Consider the following 13,233-nt stretch of genomic DNA (forward strand, 5'->3'; position numbering starts at 1 on the left):
GATGCTCCTCCTTGATTCGATCATGCGGTTTCGGCCGATGTTTCGGCGAGCCATTGCGCGTAAGCGCGAATGCCCGCTTCGAGATCGAGGCGCGGCCTGTAACCCAAGTCCGTGGCCGCCGCCGAAATGTCGAAGCGTTCCTGATTCTCGTCGAGCGGATCGGGACCGGGCGCGAGTTCGATATCCGCGCCGGGCATCACGCGGCGTACGATATCCGCCACTTCGCCGAGCGTCGCGCGCACGCCACCGGTGATGTTGTAGGTGCGGCGCGGCAGCGACGGCGCATCGAGCGCGGCGACGAGCGCGGCGGCGGCATCGTCGACATGAATGTACTGGCGATGAAAGTCGAGGCCGAACGGCACGTGCGTCGGCTGCTTCGTCATGGCGTCGGTAAGCATGCGGCGGATCATGCAGTCGGTCGTGCGATGCGGGCCGTACACCCACGACAGCCGCAGACTCACGCCATCCACGCCGTATTGCCGCGCGTAGGCGCTGACGAGTTGCTCGCCGCAGACCTTGCTCGCGCCGTAAAGACTGGCGGGCGCGAGCACGACATCTTCGGGGACGGGACCAGGCGGCGTATCGCCATAAGCGCTCGTCGACGAGCAATACACGAAGCGGCGCGCGCCATGTATGCGCGCTATTTCCAGCATATTGGCCGTGCCGCCGATGTTCACGTCGAACATGGCGGCGGGGTTATCGCGCGCGACCATCGGCCCGGAAAACGCACCGCAATGAATGACGCCCGACACGCCGCCGCGCGCCAGCGCATGCAGTCCGTGCACGTGGCGCAGATCGCATTCGGCGACGGTGACATCGTCTATGCGCAACCCGCCGCTGCGATCCATCGCGACGACTTCATCGCCACGCGCGTTTAAAAGCCGGACCACCGCGCGGCCCACGAGCCCCGCCGCGCCCGTTACGATGATTCTCTGCGGCACGCTCATTGTCTTTCTCCCGCGACATCGAGATGGTGAACCGTCTTTGCGACTTCCTCTATCGGCAACTCGGCCTTCAGGAGCTTGCGCGTGTACTCTTCGACCGGCCGCTCGAATACGGTTTCAGCCTCGCCAGTTTCGATGATCCTGCCGTTGCGCATGACCGCGACATAGTGCGCGAGCGAGCGCACGGAGTTCAGATCGTGCGTGATGAACAAGGCGGACAAGCCCATCTCTGCCTGCAGGTTACGCACGAGGTCGATGATCTGCGCACGCACGCGAATATCGAGCGCGGTCGTGCATTCATCGAAGACGACGAAGTCGGGATTGGCCGCGAGCGCCCGCGCAATGCCCACGCGTTTCTGTTCGCCCGCCGTCAACTCATGCGGATACGCAGTCGCGCGCCGTCGCGACAGATTCACGAGATCGAGCAGATGCAGCACGCGCGCCTCGCGGTCGGCGCGCGTGAGCTTCTCGCCGAGCGCGAACGGCTCTGCAATCAGATCGCGGACCTGCCAGCGCGGATTGAGCGATACATAAGGCTCCTGGAAGACCATCTGCATGCGCCGCCGCACGGCCCGGAACGCGCGCTCCGACAGATCGAGCGTGTTCACGCCATCGAAGCGAATCACGCCGGAGTCCGCATCGAGCAGACGCAACAAGCATTGGCCGGTCGTCGTCTTGCCCGAGCCGCTTTCGCCGACGAGCGCGAGGGTTTCGCCCTTCGCGATGGCGAAGGACACATCGTCGATCGCGCGCACGACGGCATGATTGCGGTCCGAGACGAAGGTCTTCACCAGGTGTTCGACTTCGAGCAAAGGACGGCGCGCGGCGGCCTTGTCGGCGTCCGTGCGCAGATCGGGTTCGCGCGGCGCGGGGCGCGCTTTCGCGGCATCGAGCAACTCGCGGCTGTACGGTTCTTGCGGGCTGCGCAGAAAAGGTCCGACCGAAGCGAGCTCGATCAGCCGGCCGTCTTTCATGATCGCCACGCGGTCGCAATAGTTGGCGACAACGCCGAGATCGTGCGTGACCATCACGACGCCGAGGCCCAGATCACGGCCCTTCTGCGCGAGCAGATCGAGCACCTGCAACTGGATTGTCGCGTCGAGACCGAGCGTGGCGTCGTCGGCGAGCAAGACCTTGGGCTGGGCGATCAACGCCATCGCAATGACCACGCGCTGCGCCATGCCGCCCGATAGTTCGTGCGGATAAGCATGCGCGCGCGCTTCCGGATTCACGATCCCCACTTGCTTAAAGAGTTCGATCGCCTCGCGCCACGCCGCCTGCCGTCCAATGCGTTTATGCACGCGCAACACGCGCACGATCTGCGCGCCGACCGTCTCCACCGGATCGAGCAGCATCTTTGCATTGGTGCCGATCAGCGCGACCTCGCCGCCGCGAAAGCGCCGCTTCTCGCGCGCGGGCATGTCGAGCACGGATTGCCCCGCGAGCATCACCCGCCCGCCGTCGATGTGTCCGCCCTCCGGCAACAGGTCGATGATCGAGCGCGCCAGCACCGACTTGCCCGCGCCGGTTTCGCCGACGATGCCGAGAATCTCGCCCTGGCGCAGCGTGAAGCTCACTTCATCGAGAACGCGGCGGGCGGGAGTCTCGCCGAACGAGACGGTGAGCCGTTCGACTTCCAGCAGCACGGGTCGCGAAGACGCGTTCATTGCTCACCTCGCGAGACGGGTTCCGCAATACGTTTGACGGCATCGCCGAGAATGGCGAAGGTCAGCACGGACACGATGATGGCAAGGCCCGGAAAGAGCGCCGCCCACCACACGCCGAGAATCATTTGCTGCGCGCCGTTGGCAACCATCAAGCCCCATTCGGGCGTCGGCATGCGCACGCCCGCGCCGACGAACGAAAGACCCGCGGTTAGAAGAATCGCCATGCCGATGCTGATCGAAACCTGCACGATGGCCGGCGTGATCGCGTTCGGCAGAATGTGGCGGAACATGATGCCCGCGTCCGTCGCGCCGCTGCAACGCGCCGCGCTGATGAACGGGCGGTCGCGCAACGAGAGCACTTCGGCGCGGATCAGGCGCGCGAACATCGGAATGAAAAGCACGGCGAGCACGATCGCCACGTTCCAGATTTCCTGGCCCATGACAGACACCAGCGCCATGCCGATAACGAACACCGGAAACGACTGAATGAAGTCGAACACGCGCATCACGAGTGTGCTCAACGTATTCCGGTAGTAGCCGATGAAAAGACCAATCGGCACGCCGATCACGAAGGCAATCGCCACCGCCGTCACGCTGATCAGCAGGTTGATGCGCGTTGCATAGATCACGCGCGAGAGAATGTCCATGCCTGATACATCGGTGCCGAACCAGTAGTGCCACGAAGGCGCCTTCAGAATGTTGGACGGGTCCGCTTCTATTGGCGAATGCGGCGCGATGAGCGGCGCGAATACGATCAGCACGATCTGCAACACGAGCAGCGCAAGCCCGAAGATCAGCGCTTTGTCGAGACGCTGGCGAAAAGCGGAGAGCGCGTTCATCGGTTTCATATTTCGATCCTCGGATCGGCGAGTCCGTAGAGCACGTCCACCGCCGTGTAGACGAGCAGAATGAAGGCCGCCGCGACGAGCACGAAACCCTGCAACGCGGGATAGTCGCTGTTCATGACGGCCTGCACCGCGTATTGCCCGAGGCCGCCCCACGCGAAGATGGTCTCCACGAGCACGGCCGCGCCAAGCAGGAAGCCAAACAGAAAACCGATCATGGTGATGATGGGCGGCAGGCTGTTGCGCAGCGCGCTTCGCACGAGCATGGGCTCGGAAAGCCCGGACGCGCGCGCATGGCGGATGAACTCGCTGCGATAGATGCCCTCGAAAGTCGAACGCGTGAGCTTCATCAGGCCGCCCATGTTGACGATGGTGAGCGTGAGCACCGGCAGCCACAGATGCGCGACCGCCGAGCGCCACGCTTCCCAGTCCCCGGCAATCACGCTGTCGATGGTGTAGAAGCCGGTGACGGTGGGCGGCGGCGTGACGAATGAATCGACGCGCCCGAATGGCGCGGGCGCAATGCCCGCCATATGAAAGAGCGCGTAGATGAGGAGGAGCCCGACCCAGAAGTCCGGTATCGCGCCGGCGGCAAGTCCGTAGACGCGGCTCGCGCGATCCACCAGTCCGCCCGGTCGCACCGCCGAGGTCACGGCGATTCCAACGCCGAGCACGACGGTGAGGATCATCGAATAGGTGATGAGTTCGAGCGTGGCGGGCACGCGTTGCAGCAGATCCACGGTGACGGGGTTCGAGGTGAACATCGAGGTGCCGAGGTCGCCGTGCATCAACGCGACGAGATAGCCGCCGAATTGCGACCACACCGTGCCGTTGAGATGCAGCTTCTCGCGCAACGATGCAATGGCGTCTGGCGTCGCCATGTTGCCGAGCATGAGCAACGCGGGGTCGCCCGGCAGGAGGCGGATCAGCAGGAAGGTCGCGAACATCACGCCGAACATCTGCGGGATGAGAATGCCGATCCGCGCGACGACGATGCGAAGCGGTCGCGGCGCCGAACGCCACGCGGTGAAGAGGGACATCGCGAACTCCTTCAGGATGATCGCGCCGCGAAGACGCCGCCGGCTTGCGCGGCGGCGTCACGGCGTCAGGACCTCAGTTCTTGGAAAAGTCGTACCAGGTATTGCCGTTGGTCGTGTTCCAGCTATAGCCCTTGATGTTGGCGCGCGTGGCAAGCTGATAACCCGGATTGATGAGGAACACCCACGGTGCTTCGCCCATCACGAGTTGCTGCACGCGCTCCATCGAAGTCTTGCGCTTGGCTTCGTCGGTCATCGAAAGACTGTCGTTGATGAGCTTGTCGACTTCCGCATTCTTGTAATGCGAATAGTTGATGAGCGACGCGCTGTTGAGCCAGAGATTCGTCACGTACGCGGCATCCGGCACGATAGCCATGTCGCGGAAGAAGTACATGGGAATGGTGCCCTTCGAATAGCGCTCGACGAGCGTCGATGCAGGCAGCTTCTGCAATTCCACGTCCACGCCGATCTTCGAGAAAGCCGTCTTCAGGATGATCGCCAGTTCTTCCTCGGTCTGGTCGCCGGTGGGATAGCCCAACTGCGTTTTGAAGCCCTTCTCGTAGCCCGCTTCCTTCAGCAAAGCACGCGCTTTGTCGAGGTCCTCGGTGTAGTGGTAGTACTGATCCGTGTACGCGGGATAGATCTCCGATACCGGGCTTTTGGTGGGCCGCGCCGTGCCGTAGAACACGGACTTGAGGATCTGCTCGCGCGGCACCGCGTAGTTCAGCGCCTGACGCACCTTGTCGTTGTTGAAGGGCGCAACGGCGTTGTTCATTTCCACGCGCTGAATGTAATTGCCGTAGACCTTCCATACTTTCACGCCGGGCATTTTTTCGAGCGTGGCCTGTTCGCGCGGCGCGAGCCATTCGGCCACATCGACGGCGCCCGCCTGCAACGCCGCGAGACGGTTGGCCGACGTCGGCATCTCGCGGAACACGATACGCGTGAGCTTCGGCGCGCCGCGATAGTAGTTCTTGTTGCTCTCGTAGACCACTTCCTGGCCGGGCGAATACTTCGTGACCTGATACGGCGCGAACGATGCCGAATGGCTCGCGAGCCAGCGCGATCCCCACGGGTCGTCCGGCGTGATGTGCTTCTTGATCTCGACCGAATCGATGATGCCGAGATCGTTGTTCACCCACAGCCGTTCGATCAGCGGCGACGAACCCGGCAGCGTGACCTTCACCGTGTGGTCGTCTATTTTCTTGAAGGCCGTGTCGAAGTCGGTGATCTTCAGCACCTGCGTCATGTACCAGCGGAACGTCGCCTTCAGATTCCAGCCGCGCTGGAAGGTCCACATGACGTCGTCGGCGGTGAGCGTGTTGCCCGCATAGCTCTTGACGCCGGGGCGTAGATGGAAGGTGATCGAAGTCTTGTCGGGCGAAGTCTCCCAGCTTTCAGCGAGCGCACCCTTGAGCTTGCTGAAGTCCTCGACGGTCACGCCGTTTTCACCCGGCTTCATCTCATAGGTGAGCAAGCGTTCGAACACGTTGCGGCGCGCCTCGTGACTGGCTTCGGTCGGCGGATATTCCTGATCCAGCGACTCCGGCGTGCGCGGCCCGGCCACGACCAGAACCGAATTGTTGTTCTGCGCGAAAACGGGCATGGCAAGCGCGCCGATGCCGAGCGCGGCGGCCGCCGCGATAAGCCGCGCAAGCTGGATGGAACCCGCTCGCGTCAATGCGGACGCGGGCTTGGCGTCGTAGGTTTGCGACATGACACGCTCCTTGCGTGAAGATGAGACCGGTGGAATCGGATGGAACCGTTGATGCGAACTCGAAACAGACGCGTCGCGCTTCATCGCGCCGCGCGGCCGGCAGGTTTGGCCGGAACGATGGTGGGCAGGCCGCGCGGCAAGAAGCGTCCGCGTCCCGGCGTGCCGAAGTAGCGCCTTCCGTCCCACACGACTTCGCCGCCCGCGATGGTGTAGGCCGGCCAGCAATCGAGCGAGCGGCCTTCGTATGGCGTGTAATCGACGGCGTGATGCAGCATGGCGTTGGTCAGGCGCACGGGGTCGTCGGGATGCTCGTCCCAGATCACGAGATCGGCATCCGAACCGATCGCGATGGTGCCTTTGCGCGGATGCAGCCCGTAGGTCTTCGCGGGGTTGGTCGCGGTGAGTTCGACGAAGCGGTTGATCGAGATGCGCCCGGTCATCACGCCTTCGGAATAGAGCAGCGGCAGTCTCGTTTCAATGCCCGGAATGCCATTCGGAATATACGGAAACGCGACTTCTTCGCCGCCCGGCTTCTTGCCCGTGGGACTTTCGAAGGAGAAGGGTGCGTGGTCGGACGAGAACACGGTGAACGTGCCGTCCGCGAGCGCACTCCAGATCGCTTCCTGACTATCGCTGTCGCGCGGCGGCGGACTGCACACACAGCGCGCGCCTTCGTAGCCGTCGTCCATGCCGAGGTCCTCGGCCGTGAGAAACAGATATTGCGGGCAGGTCTCGGACAGCACCTTGAGGCCGCGGCTTCGCGCCCATTGAATCTGCTCGACCGCGTCGCGCGCGGAGACATGCACGAGCAGCATTGGCACGTTGACGAGTTCGGCCAGGCTGATGGCGCGATGCGTGGCTTCGCGCTCCACGAGCATGGGACGCGAGGCGGCGTGATAGCGCGGCGCGGTGAGACCCGCGTCGAGCAGGCTTTCGGTGAGCCACGCAATGCACTCGCTGTTTTCCGCGTGGATCATCGCCATGGCGCCGTGTGCGCGGGCCAGCGCGAGCAGCCGCAGAATCTGGCCGTCGTCGAGCTTCATGTCGTCGTAGGTCATGTAGATCTTGAACGACGTGTAGCCCTCCGCGATGAGCTGCGGCAACTCATTCGCCATGACGTCCGGCGTCGGGTCCGAGACGATCAGGTGAAAGCCGTAGTCGATGCTCGCCCGTCCTTCCGCGCGCCGGTGATAGTCGTCTACGGCCGCGCGCAGCGTTTGCCCTTTTTGCTGCGCCGCGAACGGGATGATCGTCGTGGTGCCGCCGCAGGCCGCCGAGCGCGTGCCGGACTCGAAGTCGTCGGTCATGCGGGCGGGCGGCGCGATGGGCTGATCCAGATGGCAATGCGCGTCGATGCCGCCGGGCGTGGTGATGCGGCCTTGCGCGTCCACTTCACGCTTGCCCGCGCCGAGCGACAAACCCATCTGCACGATGCGGCCGTCCTTCACACCTATGTCGGAGAGGAACGTATCGCTTGCGGTGGCAACTTGGGCGTTGCGAATCACGAGGTCGAATTCTGCGTCCATGCATGCTCCGGTGTAGCGGGCGTTGTTGACATGTTCAAGTAAACTACACCGAAAAATATCGTGTCAAAAATACTTTTGTTGTTAACAACGTTGTTGACTAGATTCCTAGCCGATCAGCGGCAACGCGCGCCGGGACGTTCAACGGTCCGGGCGCGCGTGGTTTTGTGAGGAAGGAAGGGTTTGAAGCGGAGGGCGTTGAGTCTTACCGATCAAAGCGGACTAAATGCCGCGAGTTCCCCGACGTAACGCTTGGCCAGCGGCCGTGCGAATTCCCCGCGCTTGGCGGTATTGAGCTTCAACGTGACGAGCGCCTCGCACCACTTGAGCGCGGCCGTCACACCGTCGATGACGGGCACGCCCAGCGTGTCCTGCAACTCCGCGCACAGATCGGCCATGCCCGCGCAGCCCAGCACGATCGCCTCGCTGCCGTCTTCGTCGAGTGCGCGCCGGCATTCTTCGAGGATCGTGGCGCGCGCGGCCGAACCGGGCGTTTCGAGTTCGAGCACGGCGAGTTCGGTCGCGCGCACGTTGCGGCAAAAGCGCTCCATGCCGTAGCGCTGCGCGAGATGCCAGGCAAGTCCGCGCGTGCGTCCGAGCGTCGTCACCACGGAAAAGCCCGGCGCAAGCACGCTCGCGGCATGCATCGCCGCTTCCGCGATGCCTATTACCGGTCCGCGCGCGAGTTCGCGTGCGGCGTAGAGGCCGGGGTCGCCGAAGCAGGCGATCACGTACGCGTCGCAGCCTTCTTGCTCGCCGCGCGCCACTTCCATGAGGAGGCCGGGCGTGGCGAGCGCATCGTCGTAATGGCCTTCGATCGAAGGCGGGCCCATTGTCGGACTGACCGCCACGACTTCCGTGCCGGGCGAAGCGACCGCGCGCGCGCAGCGGGCCATCGCGTCGGTCATGCCTTGCGTCGTGTTGGGATTGATGAGCTTGATGCGCATGACTTCCTTTCGTTCGATTCGTGGTCTGAACTCAAGCGCCGCCCAAAAGCCGGGTCAGCGCGAGCGCGACGGTCTTCGTCGCAATACGCATGTCTTCGAGCTTGACGTGCTCGTCCGCGCGATGTCCGTTCGCTTCCAGCAGCGTGCGCGGCCCCGCGCCATAGATCACGGTCGGCACGCCCGCTTCGCAATAAAGGCGCGCGTCGGTATAGAGCGGCACGCCTTCGGCCGGTATGTCGATGCCCATGATCGTGAGCGCCGCGTCCTGCAACGCGTGCGTGAGACGTTCCGCGCCCGGCAGCGTGCGCATGGGCGTCGCGGCCAGCACTTCGCGCGTGGTGATGGTGATGCCCGGCAGTTCGCGCGCCGCATCGCGCACGACGCTTTCCAGGCGTTCACGCGCGCGCGCCGGATTTTCCTCGGGCACGATGCGCCGGTCGAGCCGCAGTTTCACGCGGTCGGGCACGACATTGGTGTTGATGCCGCCTTCGATCAGCCCGACGACGAGCGTCGGATGCTCGATACCGGGCGTGGCCGAGCGAATCTCCTGCAACTCGCGCCGATGCGCATACAGCGCGTTCAGCACGACGGTCGCGGCTTCGAGCGCGTCGTGTCCGGTATCGGGCCGCGCCGCATGCGCCGACTTGCCGCTCACCGTGACTTCCAGATGCAGGCAGCCGTTGTGCGCAACCGTGATGGCGTAGCTGAAGCCCGCGCAGATGGCGTAATCCGGCTTGACGATGCCTTCGGCAAGCAACCATCCCGGCCCGAGCAGACCGCCGGTTTCCTCGTCGTAGGTGAGATGCAGCTCGATCGTGCCTTTGAGGTCAACGCCGCTTTCGACCAGCGCCTTCAACGCGAACGCATACGTGGCGAAATCCGACTTCGATACCGCCGCGCCGCGCCCGTACAACGCGCCCTCGCGAATCTGCGCGCCGTACGGGTCGCTCGACCATCCCTCGCCGGGCGGTACCACATCGCCATGCGCGTTGAGCGCGATGACAGGTCCAACGCCAAAGCGTTGCCGCACGACGAGATTCGTGACGCTCTGCATGCCCGCCGCCTCGACGAGCGTTTGCGGCACCGCGTGACGTTCGACTTCGAAGCCGAGCGCTTCGAGCAGCCCGGCAGTCATGTGCGCGTGCTGCGCGCAGTCGCCGGGCGGATTGTCGGAAGGCTTGCGCACGAGCGCCGCGAGAAATTCCACTTGCGCTTCGAAGCGCGTATCGATCGATTGTAAAAGCGCCTGCACGTTTGGTCTCCGCATCAGATGCGCGACGACGGCGCGTAAAACGGCTCGCGCGGCGTCTCGCTTTCGCCGGTCAGATAGCCATCATAGAACGCCTTGACGTGCGGGAACACGGCGCGCCCCAATTCGCGGCGCGCGGTCTCTTCCAGGCTGCGCGGCTGCGAGAGCGTACGCGCGATGTCTTCGAGCACCGCATCGCGATCCATACGCGTGAAGCGGCCTTCGCGATACACCACTTCGCCACCGATCATCACGGCATCGACGGCATTGGTCTTGGCGCGCATCATCAACGCGTCGAGCATGGGAATGTCGTCGTCCTGATACGGCCACGTCGCGGTCTTGTAGTTCATCAGCACGAGATCGGCGAGACGCCCCTCTTCGAGCCTGCCGATACGCGCGCCGAACGGCGTCGTACGCGCGCCGTCCTCGCTTGCCATCTTGAGAATCTGCGGGCATGTCGGCACGTCGTCGTCCATGCCCGGCGTGCGGTGAACGTTGAGCGCAAGACGCATCTCCTGAAGCATGTCGCGATCTTCGTTGATGCCCGCTTCGTCGAGCCCCATGCCGACCGTCACGCCATGCCGCGCAAACGCGTTAAGCGGCGCGACGCCGCTGCGCAGCCGGAAGTTCGAACTGCAGTTATGGCAGATGCAGGTGCCCGTATGCGCGATGGTCTCGATGTCCGCCTCGGTGAGCCAGACACCGTGGCCGAGCGTGAGCGAAGGACCGAGCAGGCCCAGATCGTTCAGATGGCCGACTGCCGTCTTGCCCGAGCGACGCCGCGCATATTCCTTTTGATACGCGGTTTCGACCAGATGCATGTGCATGGGCACGCCGTGCCGTGCCGACTTCTCCTTGAGCGCGAGCAGCGTGTCGTCGCTGCACCAGTGAAGGTTGGCCGGCGCGAGCTGAATGGCCGTTAGCGCATGGCCTTCGTTCTCGCGCGTGAGGGTATCGAAGAGTTGCAGGTAATCCGCGAGCGGAATGCGAAAACGCCGCAGATGCGCCCGCAGCTTATCGCCGGTTTCGGACGGCAGGCGGTTGCAAAAGTCGTCGTCGGCTTCGTAGACGAGCAGGTTCTGATCGCGCACCGCGAAGCTGTACGACGCGCGCATGCCGAGATCGCGATAAGCATCGAGCACGCGCGACGCGGCCTGATGGATGGCATCGAGCGGACCGGGACGCCAGCCGTGAATATGCTGCACGGTCGTGATGCCCGAGGCGATCATCTCGAAGGCGGAGTAGAGCGTGTCCAGATACAAGTCGATATCGCGTGCCCCCATGCGGCTCGCGAACCAAAGTTCGAGCGCATGGTCCGGCGAGCCGAGTTGCACCGGCGTGAGCCCGACATGATGGTGGCTGTTGACGAAGCCCGGCATCAGCACCGTGTCGGGCGAACCAAGGCGCAGCGCGTGCGGATACTTCTGCACCATCGCATCGCGCGGGCCGATCTCGACGATCACGCCATCGCGTTGATACAGCGCCGCGTCGCGCACCACCTCGGCCGCATGCCGGTCGGCCGCGCCTTTCACAATCCATCCTGCCACGATCAATGATTCGGACATCGCGTTCTCTGCTCTCTCGAAGTGAATGGGGAAAATTAGAACGACGGCGTGCCGTATAGATCGGTCCGCCGATGCGCGTAATAATTGAGCCGACGCCGCGTGCGCGCGATATCCGCGTGCACGAGCGTCGCGCTCACGATGCCTGCGCCGAGCGCGCCGGACCGTCGCGCGAGCACCGCTCCATCGGCCGCGATCACACACGATTCGCCGAAGTTGTCGATACGCGCGTCATCGAGAAACTCGTCGCCGGCCTTGTTCGCGCACAGCACGGCGAGGCCGTTTTCGCGGGCATGCGTGCGCATTTCGCCGACGAAGAAGTCCATGTCGTCGCCGCCGCTGCCCGCCACCGGCACGATCACGAGGTCCGCGCCTTGCGCCCGCAGCGCGCGCCAGCACTCGGGAAAACGCCGGTCGTAGCAAACCAGCACGCCCACGCGCCAGACACCGACGTTCACCACATGCAGACCCGAGCCGGGCGTGAAATGCGCGGGCTCGTCAAAGCCGGGCGGGGGATCGTCGCCGACGGGCAAGTGCAGCTTGCGGGCAACCGGGCTTGCATTCGCACGCAACGGTAAGCCTTTGGCATCGAAGCCAAGCACAGCGTTGTGATAGCAACCGCTCGCGGGATCGTGCTCGTAGAACGGCACGATGAGCGCGGCATCGCATTCCTTTGCGAGCGCGGCCCACTTATCGGCGAAAGCGCCTTGCGCGGGATTCGCCCATTCGCGATAACGTCCCGCAGGCGAGCCCGCGAAATACGGCACCGTCGCGAGTTCCGGCAGCGCGATGAGACGCGCGCCTTCGTTTGCGGCGCGGCGCACCGCATCGAAAGCGATGGCCGCGTTGTGCGCGAGATCGGTGGTGCAGGGCGGCGATTGAATCGCGGCTACGCGAAGCACGTCGTCGGTCACTTGATGCGCTCCTGCTCCGCGAACGCGCGGTCAACTTCGTCGCGCAACAGGTCGGTCAATCGATCGGCGAGCGCGTGAAAGGCCGGGCTGCGCGAATCGCGTGGACGCGGCATGTCGACGGGAATGATCGTCTTGATCCGCCCGGGCCGCGCCGTGAACACGACGATACGATCCGCGAGTGCGATGGCTTCGTCGATATGATGCGTGACGAAGACCATCGATACGCCCGCTTGCCGCCACACCTGAATCAGAAAGTCCTGCATGCGGGCGCGCGTTTGCACATCGAGTGCGGCGAAGGGTTCATCGAGCAGCAGGATTTCCGGCTTGAGCGCAAGCGCGCGCGCCACGGCCGCGCGCTGCCGCATGCCGCCCGACAACTGATCCGGCCGCTTGTCGATGGCTTCGGAAAGTCCCACGCGTTCTAGAATCTCCTGCGCGACCTGGCGGCGGCGATCCTTCGGCACATGCTGCATCTTCAAGCCGAACGTGACGTTCTCCCCAACCGTGAGCCATGGATAAAGCGACGCCTCCTGAAACACGAGCCCGCGATCCGTGCCCGGCGCATGCACTTCCGCGCCGCCGCACACAATGCGGCCTTCGGTCGCCTGTTCGAGTCCCGCCATGAGAAAGAGCAGCGTGCTCTTGCCGCATCCGCTCGGACCCAGAAAGACGACGAACTCGCCGCGCGCTACTTCGAGGTCGATGTCGCGTAAAGCCACGAACGGTTCGCCGTCCGTCTCCCACGTCTTGCCGACGCCCGTGCAGGTCACGAGCGGCGGCTGGCCGCGGCGCTTCGGTGCAACGTCGGCAAAGGCTTGTTCGGTCATG

The 13,233-nt window shown here is 64.1% G+C and carries 11 protein-coding genes; all 11 read right to left on the bottom strand.

Features of this window, described 5'->3' with window-relative positions; all coding sequences use genetic code 11:
- Positions 1-20 precede the first annotated feature (20 nt).
- The 11 genes from NCT04_RS22995 to NCT04_RS23045 all read right to left on the bottom strand — a co-directional run bounded on the left by NCT04_RS22995 (position 21) and on the right by NCT04_RS23045 (position 13,232).
- The gene (locus tag NCT04_RS22995; protein WP_250467861.1) at positions 21-947 is read right to left on the bottom strand and encodes an NAD-dependent epimerase/dehydratase family protein; all 927 of its coding nucleotides are present in this window, start codon (positions 945-947) and stop codon (positions 21-23) included.
- Complete coding sequence (locus NCT04_RS23000; RefSeq protein ID WP_250467862.1) at positions 944-2,611, bottom strand: ATP-binding cassette domain-containing protein; 1,668 nt, start codon at positions 2,609-2,611, stop codon at positions 944-946. Before NCT04_RS23000 ends, NCT04_RS22995 begins: the two co-directional genes overlap by 4 nt.
- Positions 2,608-3,459, bottom strand: a complete 852-nt coding sequence (locus tag NCT04_RS23005) for an ABC transporter permease (RefSeq protein WP_250467863.1) — start codon at positions 3,457-3,459, stop codon at positions 2,608-2,610. The genes NCT04_RS23000 and NCT04_RS23005 overlap by 4 nt, the downstream gene beginning before the upstream one ends.
- A complete protein-coding gene (locus NCT04_RS23010) occupies positions 3,456-4,496 on the bottom strand; it encodes an ABC transporter permease (RefSeq protein ID WP_244831172.1) in 1,041 nt (346 codons plus the stop codon). Before NCT04_RS23010 ends, NCT04_RS23005 begins: the two co-directional genes overlap by 4 nt.
- Before the next feature lie 73 nt (positions 4,497-4,569).
- A complete protein-coding gene (locus tag NCT04_RS23015; RefSeq protein ID WP_250467864.1) occupies positions 4,570-6,210 on the bottom strand; it encodes an ABC transporter substrate-binding protein in 1,641 nt (546 codons plus the stop codon).
- 80 nt (positions 6,211-6,290) lie between these two features.
- A complete protein-coding gene (hydA, locus tag NCT04_RS23020; protein WP_244831174.1) occupies positions 6,291-7,736 on the bottom strand; it encodes a dihydropyrimidinase in 1,446 nt (481 codons plus the stop codon).
- Between the two features lie 209 nt (positions 7,737-7,945).
- Entirely contained in the window at positions 7,946-8,680 is a 735-nt protein-coding gene (locus tag NCT04_RS23025) for an aspartate/glutamate racemase family protein (RefSeq protein ID WP_244831175.1), read from the bottom strand.
- Between the two features lie 31 nt (positions 8,681-8,711).
- Positions 8,712-9,947, bottom strand: coding sequence for an ArgE/DapE family deacylase (locus NCT04_RS23030; protein WP_502800694.1), 1,236 nt, complete (start codon positions 9,945-9,947; stop codon positions 8,712-8,714).
- The gene (locus tag NCT04_RS23035; RefSeq protein ID WP_250467866.1) at positions 9,947-11,494 is read right to left on the bottom strand and encodes an amidohydrolase family protein; all 1,548 of its coding nucleotides are present in this window, start codon (positions 11,492-11,494) and stop codon (positions 9,947-9,949) included. Before NCT04_RS23035 ends, NCT04_RS23030 begins: the two co-directional genes overlap by 1 nt.
- A 35-nt stretch (positions 11,495-11,529) precedes the next feature.
- On the bottom strand, positions 11,530-12,405 hold the full coding sequence (locus NCT04_RS23040; protein ID WP_250467867.1) for a carbon-nitrogen hydrolase family protein: 876 nt from the start codon (positions 12,403-12,405) through the stop codon (positions 11,530-11,532).
- Positions 12,402-13,232: an ABC transporter ATP-binding protein gene (locus tag NCT04_RS23045; RefSeq protein WP_244831179.1), complete on the bottom strand. Its 831-nt coding sequence runs from the start codon at positions 13,230-13,232 to the stop codon at positions 12,402-12,404. The genes NCT04_RS23040 and NCT04_RS23045 overlap by 4 nt, the downstream gene beginning before the upstream one ends.
- Position 13,233: the final 1 nt, after the last annotated feature.

Source organism: Caballeronia sp. GAFFF2 (assembly GCF_023631485.1).
In the GTDB taxonomy this organism is placed as follows: Bacteria; Pseudomonadota; Gammaproteobacteria; order Burkholderiales; family Burkholderiaceae; genus Caballeronia.

Coding starts and splice junctions, on each gene's coding strand:
- NCT04_RS23010 (WP_244831172.1), bottom strand. CDS start 4,496: ATGTCCCTCTTCACCGCGTGGCGTTCGGCGCCGCGACCGCTTCGCATC.
- NCT04_RS23025 (WP_244831175.1), bottom strand. CDS start 8,680: ATGCGCATCAAGCTCATCAATCCCAACACGACGCAAGGCATGACCGAC.
- NCT04_RS22995 (WP_250467861.1), bottom strand. CDS start 947: ATGAGCGTGCCGCAGAGAATCATCGTAACGGGCGCGGCGGGGCTCGTG.
- NCT04_RS23030 (WP_502800694.1), bottom strand. CDS start 9,947: ATGCGGAGACCAAACGTGCAGGCGCTTTTACAATCGATCGATACGCGC.
- NCT04_RS23015 (WP_250467864.1), bottom strand. CDS start 6,210: ATGTCGCAAACCTACGACGCCAAGCCCGCGTCCGCATTGACGCGAGCG.
- NCT04_RS23045 (WP_244831179.1), bottom strand. CDS start 13,232: ATGACCGAACAAGCCTTTGCCGACGTTGCACCGAAGCGCCGCGGCCAG.
- NCT04_RS23005 (WP_250467863.1), bottom strand. CDS start 3,459: ATGAAACCGATGAACGCGCTCTCCGCTTTTCGCCAGCGTCTCGACAAA.
- hydA (WP_244831174.1), bottom strand. CDS start 7,736: ATGGACGCAGAATTCGACCTCGTGATTCGCAACGCCCAAGTTGCCACC.
- NCT04_RS23035 (WP_250467866.1), bottom strand. CDS start 11,494: ATGTCCGAATCATTGATCGTGGCAGGATGGATTGTGAAAGGCGCGGCC.
- NCT04_RS23000 (WP_250467862.1), bottom strand. CDS start 2,611: ATGAACGCGTCTTCGCGACCCGTGCTGCTGGAAGTCGAACGGCTCACC.